Raw genomic sequence first — 13,329 nt, 5'->3', positions numbered from 1 at the left:
TCCCCGCGACCGGGGTCATGCGGGTGCGTGCGAGGGGCGGGGCGCGGCGGCCCCGCCGGTCAGCTCTTCTCGGCGGTTCCCGCCGCCTCCGAGGCTTCCGCCGTCCCGGCGGCGGGCTCGCCGCCCGCCTCCGGCGCGTCCTTCGTCAGCGGGTCCTTCGCCGGGGCGTCCTGGGTCGAGGCGTCCTTCTCCGTGCCGTCCTCCGTCCCGGTCCCCCCAGCGCCCTCGGCGTCCCGGTCGGGCTCGACGATCTCCTCGCGCCCCGGGCGGATCTTCGCGGAGATCACGATGTAGACGACGGCCAGGACGAAGACGACGATCGCGGTCCACACGTTCAGCCGCAGGCCGAGGACGTGGTGGGCCTCGTCGACGCGCATGTACTCGATCCAGCCGCGCCCCGCGCAGTAGGCCGCGACGTACAGCGCGAACGCCCGCCCGTGGCCGAGCCGGAACCGGCGGTCGGCCCAGACGACCAGCAGAGCGACGCCGACGCACCACAGCGACTCGTAGAGGAAGGTCGGGTGGTAGGTGCCGGCGACCCGGTTCGGCCCTTCGCTGATCTCCAGTGCCCAGGGAAGGTCGGTGGGCTTGCCGTACAGCTCCTGGTTGAACCAGTTGCCCCAGCGGCCGATGGCCTGGGCGAGGGCGAGGCCGGGGGCCAGCGCGTCCGCCCAGGCGGGCAGCGGGATGCCCCGGCGGCGGCAGGCGATCCAGGCGCCCACCGCGCCGAGCGCGACGGCGCCCCAGATGCCGAGTCCGCCCTCCCAGATCTTGAAGGCGTCGACCCAGTTCTCACCGTCGCTGAAGTACAGCTGGTAGTCGGTGATCACGTGGTAGAGCCGGCCGCCGACGAGCCCGAAGGGCACCGCCCAGACGGCGACGTCGGCGACGGTGCCGGCTTTGCCGCCCCGGGCGATCCAGCGCTTGTTGCCGAACCAGACGGCGACGAAGACACCGATGATGATGCAGAACGCGTAGCCGCGGAGCGGGATCGGGCCGAGATCGATCACGCCGGTCGACGGGCTGGGAATGGAGGCAAGGTTCATGACGAGGTCGACGCTACCCTGCCGGACCGTGGGTACGGCAAGCCACCCGGCAACGTATGGGTAACGAGGGCCGCGCCACGGGCGGTGGTCAGGGGGCGGCCGCGGACGACGTGGCGACCGGAGCGGCGGGCCCCCCGCCCGGGGCGGACGGCGTGGCGGTGCCCGGCTCCTTGCCCTTGTTGGCCTCGGCGACCCACTTCTTCAGATTCTCCGGGGAGATCTGCTCGTCGCCCTTGCTCGGGAAGACGGACTCCCCGTTGAGCAGCACGGTCGGCGTCCCCTGGAAGCCGCCCTCGCGGAACGCGGCGTCGGACTTCTTCACCCAGCTGTCGTGCTCGCCGTCCTCCACACAGCTGCGGAAGCCCGGCGTGTCGAGCCCCTCGACCTGTCCGGCCAGCTCGATGAGCCGGCTGTTCTCGGCGAAGGCGTCGTCCGGCTCGGGAGGCTGGTTCCGGAAGAGGACCTCGTGGTACGGGGCGAACTTGCCGACGTCCTGCGCGCAGGCGGCGGCGTTGGCGGCGCGGAGCGACCCGGTGCCGCCGAGGTTGCCGTCGATGATGGTGGCGAGGTGGTACTCCACCTTGATCCGCCCCTGGTCCACCAGTTCCTCGACGGTGTCCTGGAAGGCGGTCTCGAACTGGGCGCAGACCGGGCAGCGGAAGTCCTCCCAGATCGTGAGCGTGGACGGCGCGTCGGACGCGCCGACCGGCAGGGTCAGGGCGTCCTCGCCGCTCGCGCCCGAGGGGGCGATGGCGGGGCCCGACGCGCGGGCGCCCTCGTCGTCCTTGCCGGCGTTGGCCGCGATCAGGCCGACCACGGCGGCCAGCGCGAGCACCCCGACCACCGCGGAGGAGACGATCAGTGTCCGGCGGCGCTTCTCACGCCCCTTCTCCCGCTCGCGCTGCTGGGCCAGGCGCTCACGCGCACTTCGGTTTCCCTCAGGGATCTTGTCGCTCACACCCGCAGCAACGAACCGGGGAGGCGCCAGCGCGCCTCCCCGGTCCACAATCCACCCGTTCGGGTGGTCTGGGCGTCAGCGCTTTCGAACACCCTCTGCCAGCTCGCCCGCGAGCGAACGGACGGCTTCGATGCCGGCGGCCTCGTCGGGGGCATCCAGCATCGCCTTGACGAACGCCGATCCGACGATCACTCCGTCGGCGAATCCGGCGACCTCCGCGGCCTGCTCCGCGTTGGAGACGCCGAGGCCGACGCAGACCGGCAGCTCGGTGGTGGCGCGCGTGCGTCGCACCAGGTCCTGCGCCTGGGCGCCGACGGTGACACGGGTGCCGGTGACGCCCATCAGGGACGCGGCGTAGACGAAGCCGCTCCCGGCCGCCGTGATGGTGGCGAGGCGGGCGTCCCGGCTGCTGGGGGCGACGACGAACACGGTGGCCAGACCGTGCTTGTCGGCGTGCTCGCGCCACAGCGCGGACTCCTGGACGGGCAGGTCGGGCAGGATGCACCCGGCCCCGCCCGCCTCGGCCAGTTCCGCGGTGAAGCGCTCGACGCCGTACCGGTCGATGGGGTTCCAGTACGTCATCACCAGGATCGGGACGCCGGTGGCCCGGTGTGCCTCGCGGACCGTGCGCATGACGTCGGCGATCCGGACGCCACCGCGCAGGGCGATGTCGTCGGCGGTCTGGATGACCGGCCCGTCGAGGACCGGGTCGCTGTGCGGGAGCCCGACCTCGACGACGTCCGCGCCGCCCGCGACGACGGCCTTGACCGCTTCGATGCCGCCGTCGACGGTCGGGAAGCCCGCAGGGAGGTAGGCGATGAGCGCCGCCCGGTCCTCGGCCCTGGCGGCGGCCAGGGCCGTGTTCAACAGCTCGATGTTGCCGTTCACTTCGCGTCCCCCTCGATCTCGGCGCGGTCGCTGTCGGCGTCCGCCTCTACGGCGGCGTCGGTGTCGTACAGATCGAAGTAGCGGGCGGCCGTGTCCATGTCCTTGTCACCGCGGCCGGACAGGTTGACGAGGATCAGCCCGTCCTTGCCGAGCTCCTTGCCGAGCTCCAGCGCACCGGCGAGCGCGTGGGCGCTCTCGATGGCCGGGATGATCCCCTCGGTGCGCGACAGGAGGCGCAGGGCCTGCATGGCCGCGTCGTCGGTGACGGCGCGGTACTCACCGCGGCCGGAGTCCTTGAGATAGGCGTGCTCCGGGCCGATGCCCGGGTAGTCGAGGCCCGCCGAGATGGAGTACGGCTCGGTGATCTGGCCCTCGTCGTCCTGGAGGACGTAGGAGCGCGAGCCGTGCAGGATGCCCGGCTCCCCCGCGGTCAGGGTCGCCGCGTGCTCGCCGGTCTCCACGCCGTGCCCGGCGGGCTCGCAGCCCACCAGGCGGACCGCGGCGTCGGGGATGAAGGCGTGGAAGAGCCCGATGGCGTTGGAGCCGCCGCCGACGCAGGCGACCGCGGCGTCCGGAAGGCGCCCGGCGCGCTCCAGGAGCTGGCGGCGGGCCTCGACGCCGATGACCCGGTGGAAGTCGCGGACCATCGCCGGGAAGGGGTGCGGTCCGGCGACCGTGCCGAAGAGGTAGTGGGTGCGGTCCACGTTGGCGACCCAGTCGCGGAACGCCTCGTTGATGGCGTCCTTCAGGGTGCGTGAGCCGGACTTCACGGCGACGACCTCGGCGCCCAGCATCCGCATCCGGGCGACGTTCAGTGCCTGGCGCTGGGTGTCGATCTCGCCCATGTAGATGGTGCAGTCGAGGCCGAACAGGGCGCAGGCGGTCGCGGTGGCGACACCGTGCTGGCCGGCGCCGGTCTCGGCGATGACGCGGGTCTTGCCCATGCGCCGGGTGAGGAGCGCCTGGCCCAGCACGTTGTTGATCTTGTGGGAGCCGGTGTGGTTGAGGTCCTCGCGCTTGAGGAAGATGCGGGCCCCGCCCGCGTGCCCGGCGAAGCGCGGGACTTCGGTCAGCGCGCTGGGCCGCCCCGTGTAGTGGGCCATGAGCTCGTCGAGCTCGGCGGCGAAGGCCGGGTCGGCCTTGGCCTTGGCGTACTCGACGGCGACCTCGTCCACGGCGGCGACGAGCGCCTCCGGGATGAACGTGCCGCCGTACGCGCCGAAGTAGCCCTCGGCGCTGGGAACCAGACCCTCGGGGTCCGGGAGGAAGAAGTCGGACGACATGCGACGTGCTCCTTGGCATGGCAACGGATGGCTTCACCGTATGCGCCGGGGCAAAGCGCCACCGCGACCGGCGGGCGGTCGGGGCGTGGGTCCGTACGAGGGCAGGGAAGGCCGCGGTGTCGACGGGCGGGCGCCCTCTCCGGCACGTCAGCGGTGGCTGCGGCAGGCGGGGGCCCGCTCCGGTACGTCAGCGGGTGCTGCGGTTCCGTGGCGGGGACTGCGGTACGTCGGACGGGGCTCGCTCAGGGCGCGGACCCCGGGCGCCATCGCATGCCGTTCACCTGGCCGGGCTCGTCGCCGATCACGTACCGCACCCGCCGTCCGTGCACCCGGCGGGCCGGGGCGCGGCAGCCGCGCGGCCTGCACCCGCGGGCCAGCGGGGCGTGCGGGTCCCGGGCCGCGGCCCCGGCGGGGCACGGGCCCGGCCGGGTGCGGGGCGCGGGACGGCCGGTCACGGCGGGGTTCAGCCCCGTCCGTGGCGCAGGGCGGGGTGGGCGCCCGCGGCGACCAGGTCGGCCACCGCGGCGCGCGGGTCGCGGCCGGTGACCAGGGACTCGCCGACCAGGACCGCGTCGGCGCCGGCGTTGGCGTACGCGATCAGGTCGTGCGGGCCGCGGACGCCGGACTCGGCGACCTTGACGATGTGGTCGGGGATCTCGGGGGCGACGCGCTCGAAGGTGGAGCGGTCGACCTTGAGGTCCTTCAGGTTGCGCGCGTTGACACCGATGATCTTGGCTCCGGCGTCCACGGCGCGCTCCGCCTCCTCCTCGTCGTGCGCTTCGACGAGCGGGGTGAGCCCGATCGACTCGGCCCGCTCGATCAGCGAGACCAGGGCCTCCTGGTCGAGGGCGGCGACGATCAGCAGGATGACGTCGGCGCCGTAGGCGCGGGCCTCCCACAGCTGGTAGGAGGTGACGATGAAGTCCTTGCGCAGGACCGGGACGTCGACCTTGGCGCGGACGGCCTCCAGGTCGGCGAGCGAGCCGCCGAAGCGGCGCTCCTCCGTGAGGACCGAGATGACGGACGCGCCGCCCGCCTCGTAGTCCGCGGCGAGCGCGGCCGGGTCGGCGATGGCGGCGAGGGCCCCCTTGGAGGGGGAGGAGCGCTTGACCTCGCAGATGACGGTCACGCCCTCGCCGCGCAGGGCGGCGACTCCGTCCTTGGCCTGGGGGGCGCGGGCAGCGCGCTCCTTCAGCTCGTCGAGGCTGACGCGCGCCTGCCGCTCCGCGAGGTCGGCGCGAACGCCGTCGATGATCTCGTCGAGCACACTCACGCGAGCGGCCCCCTTCCGGAACGGTGTTGAGGGAACAGGATCAGCCAGACCGATGGTATCCGCAGGAGGCCTCAGGGCTCGCATCCGGCCACGCCGCATCCCACTACCTGGGCGTTCAGGGGGCGAGCGCCGAGCCGAAGGGCAGATTCCGGACCACGGTGAAGACCAGCAAAAGGGCTCCCGCCCCCCACCGGTAGACGGGCGCGAGCGTGATCCGCAGGGGCTGTCCGCGCCAGGCCCTCACCAGCCACAGGACCCATAGCGCGGCGAAGAGGAAGTAGCCGGCGACGGCGACCGCGTTGGCCCCGAAGGCCGTTCCGAGGTCGCCGCCGACGAAGGCGTGGGCGCTGCGCAGCCCGCCGCACCCGGGGCAGAGCACCCCGGTGAGCTCCAGCAGCGGGCAGGGCGGGTAGTGGCCCGGCTCGTTGGGGTCGACGGAGCCGACGTAGGCGAAGGCGCCCGCCACGGCGGCCAGGATGCCCGCCGGGGTGGCCATGCGGCGCATCCGCGAGGCGGGCGCCGGGGCCCGTGCGAAGGCGGGCGGGGCTCCTGAGGCCGGGGCTGCGGCCCGGGAGCCCGGCGGCCGGGCGGCCGGACCGGAGGCGGGGGGCGGGGGTGCGGCGGGGGGAGGTGAGGCGTCCACCCGGTGATTGTCCCCGCCCGGACGCGAAGGCGCAGCCCCGGCGGGGGCCGCGCCTCTTGCGTGTCGCTCGCCGGGGCGGGCCGGCGGCAGGCTCAGTGGGAGGTCTGGGCGCGCCCGGCGCTCGCGCGGGCCTCCGCCATCTCGGCGGACTCCTTCGGCATGCCGAGACCGGCGGCCTTCATGGCGAAGCCCACGATCCCGCCGAGGAAGATGACGGCGATGCCGGCCCAGAAGCCGAGCGGGTTGGCCGCGACCATGAAGACGCCTGCGACGCAGAAGCCGATGAAGGAGATGATGACACCGGTCCAGGCGGCCGGGGTGTGTCCGTGGCTGCTGCCCGCCATGAGTTGCTCCTCGTTGGTGTTGCGCTGTGGGTGTCGCTGTGACTGGGGCCGCCGCCCGGGGGACGGCTCACGCCCATTGTCCCGTACGGGCCGGACGGAGGTGAGCGTGGGGGGTCACCCCTCGCGCGTCGGGTCCTCCCCGCGGTCCAGGGCCTTCCACAGCTCCTCGGGCCGCTCCGGGTCGGGCGCGGTCCGCGGGGCCCGGCGGGGGCGCGGGGAGCCGTCGCGTTCGTACTTTCCGGACATGGCAGGCCAGCGGCTGCCGTAGCGCAGGGCGAGGAGCCCGGCGAGCAGGATCAGCAGCCCGCCCGCGGCCGTGACGTAGGGCCAGGCGGTGTGGGTGAGGGCCTCGATGGCGGCCGACGCGTCGCCGGTGGTGCGGGCGGCCTCCTCGTCGAGCGCCGCGCGGTCGACGGCGCCGGCCCAGGCGCCGATCCCCGCTCCGAGGCCGCTGAGGGCGAGCAGGGCGGCGACGATCCGGCGGCCCGCGCCGCGTACGGCGAAGAGGGCGACGAGAGCGGCGAGGGAGACGACGGCGAGGGCGGCGGGCAGGCCGGTGACGTCACGGCCTTCGGCGGTCAGCGGCAGGGCCCCGCCGCCGGTCGCCGCCTCGCCGCTCGCCCACGTCTGCCCGGAGGCGAGGAGGACGACGGTCGCGCCGGCCGATCCGAGGAGCAGGGCCGCCGCGAGACTGCGGCGGCTCCCGGCGGAGTCGGGCGCGCCACCGGGGGCGGGGCCGGCGGTGCGGGCACGGGGCTGGGGTACGGGGGCAGCGCTCACGCCCTCCACTATCCCCTACCGGTTCAGCGTTCGTGGAGCCGGTTGGCCGTATCGACGGCACGGAGCACGGCGGCCGCCTTGTTGCGGCATTCGGTGTCCTCCGCGACCGGGTCGGAGTCGGCGACGACCCCCGCCCCGGCCTGCACGTACGCGGTGCCGTCGCGGAGCAGGGCGGTGCGGATGGCGATGGCGGTGTCGGAGTCCCCGGCGAAGTCGAGGTAGCCGACGCAGCCCCCGTACAGGCCCCGGCGGCTCGGCTCCAGCTCCTCGATGATCTGCATGGCGCGGGGCTTGGGGGCGCCGGAGAGGGTGCCCGCGGGGAAGCAGGCGGTCAGGACGTCGAAGGCGGTGCGGTCCTCTGCGACCCGGCCGGTGACGGTGGAGACGATGTGCATGACGTGGGAGTAGCGCTCGATCGACATGAAGTCGACGACCTCCACGCTGCCGGGCTCGCAGACCCGGCCGAGGTCGTTGCGGCCGAGGTCGACGAGCATCAGGTGCTCGGCGCGTTCCTTGGGGTCGGCCAGCAGTTCGTCGGCGAGGGCCTGGTCCTCCTGCGGGGTCTCGCCGCGGTGCCGGGTGCCGGCGATCGGGTGGACCATGGCCCGTCCGTCCTCGACCTTGACGAGGGCCTCCGGGCTGGAGCCGACGACGTCGAACCCGTCGAACCGGAAGAGGTACATGTACGGGGACGGGTTGGTGGCCCGCAGGACCCGGTAGACGTCCAGGGCGCTCGCGGCGCAGGGGGTCTCGAAGCGCTGGGAGGGGACGACCTGGAAGGCCTCACCGGCGTGGATGCGCTCCTTGATGTCCGTCACGGCGTCCTGGTACGCCCCTTGGCCCCACAGCGCGGTGTACGGCGGCAGCTCGGACGGGGGCAGCACGGCGGGGGCGCTCTCGACGGGGCGGCGCAGGTCCTGCTCCATGGCGTCGAGGCGGGCGACGGCGTCCGTGTAGGCCTCGTCGACGCCGGTGGCCAGGTCGTTGTGGTTGATCGCGTTGGCGATCAGCAGGACGGTGCCGTCGCGGTGGTCGAGGACGGCGAGGTCAGAGGTGAGGAGCATGGTCAGCTCGGGCAGTTCCAGGTCGTCGCCGCCGTGCTCGCCGATCTTCTCCAGGCGGCGCACGACGTCGTAGCCGAGATAGCCGACCATGCCGCCGGTGAACGGCGGCAGCCCCGCGTCGCCGACCAGGTCGCGCGGGGTGTGCAGGGTTTCGACGGTGGCGCGCAGGGCGACGAGCGGGTCGCCGTCCACCGGGACGCCGACGGGCGGGGTCCCGAGCCAGTGGGCCCGGCCGTCGCGGGTGGTGAGGGCAGCGGCGCTGCGGACGCCGACGAACGAGTAGCGCGACCAGGTCCGGCCGTTCTCCGCGGACTCCAGGAGGAAGGTGCCGGGGCGTTCGCCGGCGAGCTTGCGGTAGAGGCCGACCGGGGTGTCGCCGTCCGCGAGGAGCCGGCGGCTGACGGGGACGACGCGCCGGTCGACGGCCAGTTTGCGGAAGGTGTCGAGGTCCATGGCCGGTGACCTTACTGGGCGGGAGGGAGGACGACGTCGGCGTCGAAGCAGGTGCGGTCGCCCGTGTGGCAGGCCGCGCCCGTCTGGTCGACCCTGACCAGGACGGTGTCGGCGTCGCAGTCCAGGGCCACGGACCTGACCTGCTGGACGTGTCCGGACGTGTCGCCCTTGACCCAGTACTCCTGGCGGCTGCGTGACCAGTAGGTGCAGCGGCCCGTGGTGAGCGTGCGGTGCAGCGCCTCGTCGTCCATCCACCCGAGCATCAGCACCTCGCCGGTGTCGTACTGCTGGGCGATGGCCGGGACCAGGCCGTCGGCGCCGCGCTTGAGGCGGGCGGCGATGGCGGGGTCGAGGCTGCTGGCGGGGGGCGTGGGGCCGGGCGTGCTGGTCATGGGCCCATTGTGCCGTGGCAGCGGGGCTCTCCCGGGCCGCGTCCACTGGGCGGACCGCCTCCTCCGGCCGTACGCTGGCGGGCATGTCGACCCATGCCAAGCGTGAACGTCTTCTGCTCGCCGATCTGTTGGAGGCGGCCGGACCCGAGGCCCCGACCCTGTGCGAGGGCTGGAGAACCCGCGATCTGGCCGCCCACGTGGTGGTCCGCGAACGCCGCGCGGACGCGGCGGGCGGGCTGGTGATCAGCGCTCTGAAGAGCCGGTTGGAGCGGGTGCAGGCGGAGTTCGCGGCAAAGCCGTACGAGGAGCTGATCCAGCTGATCCGCACCGGCCCGCCCCGGTTCTCCCCCATGTCCCTCAAGCAGGTCGACGAGGCGGCGAACACCGTCGAGTTCTTCGTCCACGCGGAGGACGTGCGCCGGGCCCAGCCCGACTGGTCGCGCCGCGAACTCGACCCGGTCTTCGCGGACCTCCTGTGGGCGCGCGTCGAGAGGACGGCCCGTCTGCTGGGCCGCGGCTCCCCGGTGGGCCTGGTGCTGCGCCGCCCGGACGGCCGGACGGCGGTCGCCCACAAGGGCGCCCCGGTGGTGACCGTGACCGGGGAGCCCGCCGAGCTGCTGCTGTTCGCGTTCGGCCGGCAGCGGGCGGCCGACGTCGAGACGGAGGGCGACAAGGAGGCGGTGGAGCGGCTGAGCACGGCGGAGCTGGGGATGTAGGGCTCTCCCCCGGCCGCGGCGGGGCGCGGGGTCAGCGGGGCAGTTCGGCGCGGCGGAGGCCGGCGAAGGCCAGCCCCGCCGCGCCGCCCGCCGCGCACACGGCGGCGCCGGCCGCGAAGACCGGTCCGGTGCCCCAGAGGGCGACGGCGGCCCCGGTGACCGGGTAGCTGAGCGGGGCGACGGCGTAGGTGAAGAGCGTCGAGACGGAGGTGACCCGGCCCAGGTACGCCGGGTCCGCCGAGGTCTGGACGAGCGCTCCGCACAGGGCCCCGCCGAGGCCGACGAACAGGCCGACCAGGACGGCGATCGCGGCGGCCGGGGCCACGGAGGGCACGTGGGCCAGCGCCGCGATGCCCGCAGCGCCGAGGAACACGGTCAGGCACATCACGAGCCCGGCGCGCGGCGCCCGGCCCCGGACGGCGAGGACCAGGGCGGCCGAGGCCGCGCCGGCGGCGAACCCGGCGACGATCCAGCCCATTCCGGCCGCGCCCCAGCCGCGCTCCTTTGCGAGCAGGATCAGTCCGAGGTTGAGCGGTCCGATGAAGCCGAGCTCGCTGACGGCGATGACGAGCATGAGCGGGCCGAGCAGCGGGTGGCGGCGGATGTGGCGCAGTCCGTCGACGAGGTCGTGCCAGACGGTCGACGGCTGTCCGGCTGACGGGGCGCGGGCCCCCGTGTCGTGGGGCAGCCGCTCGGCAGGGACCGCCGGCTCCGGCAGCGGTCCGATCCGCACCCGCAGAAGCAGGGGGAGGGAGAGGGCGAAGAGCAGCCCGGCCGCGGCGAAGGCCAGTGCGGGCCCGCCGGCGGCCACGGCGACGCCTCCCAGCGGCGCGCCGACGATGCCGGCGCCGCGGGCGGCCAGGCCGCGCAGGCCCTGAATCCTGGCGAGCTGGCCGGTGGTGGTGATCCGCGGCGGCAGCGCCCCCACCGCGGGCAGGAACAGGGCGTCCACCGCGCCGAAGACCAGGGCGACGGCCACCAGGGTCCCCACGGTGGGCGTGGTGAGAACCAGCGCTCCGGCGAGGCAGAGGACGACGAGCGCTCGGGCCGTGTCGCTGCCGATGACGACGCGGCGGGGGCCCCAGCGGTCGGCGAGCACTCCCCCGCCGAGCAGCAGGAGAGCCCGGGGTATCGAGCCGGCGGCGAGGACCAGACCGGTGCCGGCGGCGCTGCCGGTCCGGGCGGCGGCCCAGGCAAGGGCCATGAAGTAGACGCTGTCGCCGATCATCGAGGCGGTGTACGCCCCGAGCCAGCGCAGGACGTTCGGGTCGCGGTGGGCGAGGCGCTCGGGGGCTTCGGGTGCGTCGGCGACGGCGGCGGTCATGGGGTCCTTACGGGGCGGCGGCCTGGGGGCGTCGAGCGGGGTGGGGCGGGGCGCCTCAGGGCCGGAACGGGAACCCGTACAGGTGGAGGGCGACGTTCTCGCGTCCCTCGGTCTCACCGGACTCCTCCCGGCCGCGGCCCAGGTCCTCGTACCGGCGGACGAGTTCGTGCATCTCGCGGCTGAGGCCGGCCAGTTCCTCCGCGGTGAGCCGGGCCAGGCACTCGGAGCGGAAGGCGGCGCCGCGCCACTGCGCGGGCCAGGTCCGGTGGGCGTCGAGGAAGCTCCGGTACAGCTCGGTGTGCTGGTCGAAGGAGACCCGGCCCACCGCGGCGTACGCGGCGGCCTCCTCCGGGGCGTCGTCGAAGTCCTCGTCCCGGAAGCTGAATCCCTGGGAGGAGGGTTGCCACCATCGCTCCCGGCCGTCCCCGCTGTCGCTCTCGGCCGGTTCGATCAGTTGGTGGTCGGCGAGTCTGCGGAGGTGGTAACTGACCAGCGAGACAGCCTCGTCGACCTGTTCGGCCAGTTGGGAGGCGGTGGCCCGGCGGGCGATGAACAGCGCCCGGTAGAGCTTCATGCGCAGTGGATGGCCGAACACCTTGAGCGTGGCGAGATCGGAGACGCGGCGGGTTTCCTTGCTTGGCATGACCGCCATTCTAGGTGTGCAGTTTTTCTTGCGCAATATTTGTTGCGCAAAGAAAGCTGTGCGTCTGGGCTCCCGCGCCGCTCCTCACTCTCCGAGCAGCCGGCGTCCCGCCAGGGCGAGGGAGACCTCGACGGCGTCCCGGGGCCGGGACAGGCAGCGGCCCGTGAGCTGTTCGAAGCGGCGCAGCCGGTTGAGGACGGTGTTGCGGTGGCAGTAGAGCCGCGCGCCCGCCCGCTGCGCCGAGCCGTCCGCGTCCAGCCAGGCCGTCAGGGTCTCCACGATGACCTCCCGGTCCCCGGGGTCCAGCCGGTCCAGCGGGCCGAGCACCCGGGCGGCGAGCGCGGACCCGAGGGACGGCGAGGAGACGACGAGGGCGTCGGGAAGGTGCTCGTCGAGCAGGACCGTGCCCCCGGAGGCGGGGCAGGCGCGCAGCGCGGTCTCCGCCAGCCGCCGGGCGTCCCCGAGCGCGGCCAGGCCCTCGACGGCGGAGCCGATTCCGGCCCGGGTCCCGGCGGGGGCGTCCAGGCCGGCGGAGAGCGCGTGCAGTTCGCCGGGCTCGCCGGTGAGCGGGAGGACCGCGAAGTCCGCCTCGGGTCCGGTGTGCCAGAGGGGGGCCGCGGCCCCAGGAGGGGCCGGCAGCGTCAGCGGGGGCCGGGCGGGCCCCGGCCGCTGGGGCCCGCCCGGTGCGGAAGCGACCGCGAGCACCGCGTACCGGCCCTGTTCCGGCAGGCCCAGCACCGTCCCCGCCTCGCAGAGGTCCGCGATTCTGGCCGTGCCGTCGAGCAGCGCGGCGATCATCAGCCGCTGCCTGTTCTCGCGCCGCCAGGACAGCCGCCGCTCGGCCTGCCGGTAGGCGTCCGTGACGATCCCGCAGTGCTCGTCGACGAAGTTCCACACATCGGCGGCGACATGGACGAGCAGCCGTACGGCATCGGGGTCCTGGCGGGCGGTCTCGTCCACCAGGTCCTGCCAGACCATCGCGCCGCCCATCCGGAAGGCGTGCAGGACGGCGTCGAGCGGGACGCCCTGGCCGGCGCGGATCTCGCCGATCAGGCGGGAGGTGCGGTGCGCGGCCCCGCGGAACTCCCGGGGCTGGATCAGCGAGCCGACGTTGTGCCGCAGCGAGTGGTGGACCTCCTGCCAGACCTCGGCCCGGTCGGAGTCGATCGCCGCCCGGTAGCCGGGTTCCTGCTCGTACAGGGACGCGACGAGCCGGTCGGTGAGCGCCGGGAGCGAGGCCACGAGGACCCGGGCGGCCCGGTGCAGCACCTCCACGGCCTCGCGGTCGGCGAGAGAACGGAAGCGCTGGGGCGACGGCGCCGCCGAAGGCGTGCCGTGCGGCACCGCGATCCGCGAACGTACGACCTGGGGCATGGCGGCCTCCACCGGGAATCGGCCGGCTGCGCGATGGGCCGGCCCGGAGCGCCCGGCCCGGCAGGGCACGAGCGCAGCCGAATGATCCTGACGCCCGCAGAATGACATACCGCCCGGTCGGTACCTAGGGGTCTGCGCGGAACTTGTC

15 protein-coding genes are annotated in these 13,329 nt (G+C 74.3%); 1 reads left to right on the top strand and 14 read right to left on the bottom strand.

The features are described 5' to 3' along the window. Window positions 1–59: 59 nt before the first annotated feature. From lgt to hisI, 11 genes are all read right to left on the bottom strand, one after another. Window positions 60–1,046 carry a prolipoprotein diacylglyceryl transferase gene (gene lgt, locus V9U70_RS02895; RefSeq protein ID WP_336672825.1) on the bottom strand — a complete coding sequence of 329 codons (987 nt, stop codon included), beginning with the start codon at window positions 1,044–1,046 and terminating at the stop codon, window positions 60–62. Between the two features lie 88 nt (window positions 1,047–1,134). Further along, on the bottom strand, window positions 1,135–2,004 hold the full coding sequence (locus tag V9U70_RS02890) for a DsbA family protein (protein WP_336672824.1): 870 nt from the start codon (window positions 2,002–2,004) through the stop codon (window positions 1,135–1,137). Window positions 2,005–2,079: 75 nt separating this feature from the next. Then, window positions 2,080–2,892 (bottom strand): tryptophan synthase subunit alpha, encoded by an 813-nt coding sequence (gene trpA / locus V9U70_RS02885; protein ID WP_336672823.1) that lies wholly within the window; start codon window positions 2,890–2,892, stop codon window positions 2,080–2,082. After that, window positions 2,889–4,175, bottom strand: a complete 1,287-nt coding sequence (trpB, locus tag V9U70_RS02880; RefSeq protein WP_336672822.1) for a tryptophan synthase subunit beta — start codon at window positions 4,173–4,175, stop codon at window positions 2,889–2,891. Before trpB ends, trpA begins: the two co-directional genes overlap by 4 nt. 242 nt (window positions 4,176–4,417) lie before the next feature. Beyond that, the gene (gene trpM, locus V9U70_RS02875) at window positions 4,418–4,630 is read right to left on the bottom strand and encodes a tryptophan biosynthesis modulator TrpM (protein WP_336672821.1); all 213 of its coding nucleotides are present in this window, start codon (window positions 4,628–4,630) and stop codon (window positions 4,418–4,420) included. Between the two features lie 8 nt (window positions 4,631–4,638). Next, complete coding sequence (gene trpC, locus V9U70_RS02870) at window positions 4,639–5,448, bottom strand: indole-3-glycerol phosphate synthase TrpC (protein ID WP_336672820.1); 810 nt, start codon at window positions 5,446–5,448, stop codon at window positions 4,639–4,641. Window positions 5,449–5,563: 115 nt separating this feature from the next. Continuing rightward, a complete protein-coding gene (locus V9U70_RS02865) occupies window positions 5,564–5,953 on the bottom strand; it encodes a DUF2752 domain-containing protein (protein WP_336672906.1) in 390 nt (129 codons plus the stop codon). 230 nt (window positions 5,954–6,183) lie between these two features. After that, a complete protein-coding gene (locus V9U70_RS02860) occupies window positions 6,184–6,435 on the bottom strand; it encodes an HGxxPAAW family protein (protein WP_336672819.1) in 252 nt (83 codons plus the stop codon). Window positions 6,436–6,549: 114 nt separating this feature from the next. Then, a complete protein-coding gene (locus V9U70_RS02855) occupies window positions 6,550–7,224 on the bottom strand; it encodes a TIGR02234 family membrane protein (protein WP_336672818.1) in 675 nt (224 codons plus the stop codon). Window positions 7,225–7,238: 14 nt separating this feature from the next. Next, window positions 7,239–8,732, bottom strand: a complete 1,494-nt coding sequence (locus V9U70_RS02850; protein WP_336672817.1) for an anthranilate synthase component I — start codon at window positions 8,730–8,732, stop codon at window positions 7,239–7,241. A gap of 11 nt (window positions 8,733–8,743) precedes the next feature. Continuing rightward, window positions 8,744–9,124, bottom strand: coding sequence for a phosphoribosyl-AMP cyclohydrolase (gene hisI / locus V9U70_RS02845; protein WP_336672816.1), 381 nt, complete (start codon window positions 9,122–9,124; stop codon window positions 8,744–8,746). An 83-nt stretch (window positions 9,125–9,207) separates the two neighbouring features. On the opposite strand from hisI, the gene V9U70_RS02840 reads away from it, so the two are divergent. Further along, window positions 9,208–9,840 carry a TIGR03085 family metal-binding protein gene (locus V9U70_RS02840; protein WP_336672815.1) on the top strand — a complete coding sequence of 211 codons (633 nt, stop codon included), beginning with the start codon at window positions 9,208–9,210 and terminating at the stop codon, window positions 9,838–9,840. A 31-nt stretch (window positions 9,841–9,871) separates the two neighbouring features. Here the strand turns inward: V9U70_RS02840 and V9U70_RS02835 are convergent, their stop codons facing one another. The 3 genes from V9U70_RS02835 to V9U70_RS02825 form a co-directional block, all read right to left on the bottom strand. Further along, on the bottom strand, window positions 9,872–11,164 hold the full coding sequence (locus V9U70_RS02835; protein ID WP_336672814.1) for an MFS transporter: 1,293 nt from the start codon (window positions 11,162–11,164) through the stop codon (window positions 9,872–9,874). Between the two features lie 55 nt (window positions 11,165–11,219). Continuing rightward, window positions 11,220–11,807: a helix-turn-helix domain-containing protein gene (locus tag V9U70_RS02830; RefSeq protein ID WP_336672813.1), complete on the bottom strand. Its 588-nt coding sequence runs from the start codon at window positions 11,805–11,807 to the stop codon at window positions 11,220–11,222. 84 nt (window positions 11,808–11,891) lie between these two features. Next, window positions 11,892–13,181 (bottom strand): PucR family transcriptional regulator, encoded by a 1,290-nt coding sequence (locus tag V9U70_RS02825; RefSeq protein ID WP_336672812.1) that lies wholly within the window; start codon window positions 13,179–13,181, stop codon window positions 11,892–11,894. Between the last annotated feature and the right edge of the window lie 148 nt (window positions 13,182–13,329).

The sequence above is a fragment of the Streptomyces pratensis genome (assembly GCF_037137275.1).
GTDB lineage: Bacteria > Actinomycetota > Actinomycetes > Streptomycetales > Streptomycetaceae > Streptomyces > Streptomyces pratensis_B.
The sequence above is the reverse complement of the archived record's forward strand: the minus strand, read 5'-3'. Positions and strand labels throughout refer to the sequence as shown.

Bases quoted from the DNA above. Each gene is read 5' to 3' on its own strand.
- lgt (WP_336672825.1), bottom strand. From the start codon at position 1,046: ATGAACCTTGCCTCCATTCCCAGCCCGTCGACCGGCGTGATCGATCTC.
- V9U70_RS02825 (WP_336672812.1), bottom strand. From the start codon at position 13,181: ATGCCCCAGGTCGTACGTTCGCGGATCGCGGTGCCGCACGGCACGCCT.
- V9U70_RS02840 (WP_336672815.1), top strand. From the start codon at position 9,208: ATGTCGACCCATGCCAAGCGTGAACGTCTTCTGCTCGCCGATCTGTTG.
- V9U70_RS02860 (WP_336672819.1), bottom strand. From the start codon at position 6,435: ATGGCGGGCAGCAGCCACGGACACACCCCGGCCGCCTGGACCGGTGTC.
- V9U70_RS02865 (WP_336672906.1), bottom strand. From the start codon at position 5,953: ATGCGCCGCATGGCCACCCCGGCGGGCATCCTGGCCGCCGTGGCGGGC.
- V9U70_RS02835 (WP_336672814.1), bottom strand. From the start codon at position 11,164: ATGACCGCCGCCGTCGCCGACGCACCCGAAGCCCCCGAGCGCCTCGCC.
- V9U70_RS02830 (WP_336672813.1), bottom strand. From the start codon at position 11,807: ATGCCAAGCAAGGAAACCCGCCGCGTCTCCGATCTCGCCACGCTCAAG.
- V9U70_RS02850 (WP_336672817.1), bottom strand. From the start codon at position 8,732: ATGGACCTCGACACCTTCCGCAAACTGGCCGTCGACCGGCGCGTCGTC.
- trpB (WP_336672822.1), bottom strand. From the start codon at position 4,175: ATGTCGTCCGACTTCTTCCTCCCGGACCCCGAGGGTCTGGTTCCCAGC.
- hisI (WP_336672816.1), bottom strand. From the start codon at position 9,124: ATGACCAGCACGCCCGGCCCCACGCCCCCCGCCAGCAGCCTCGACCCC.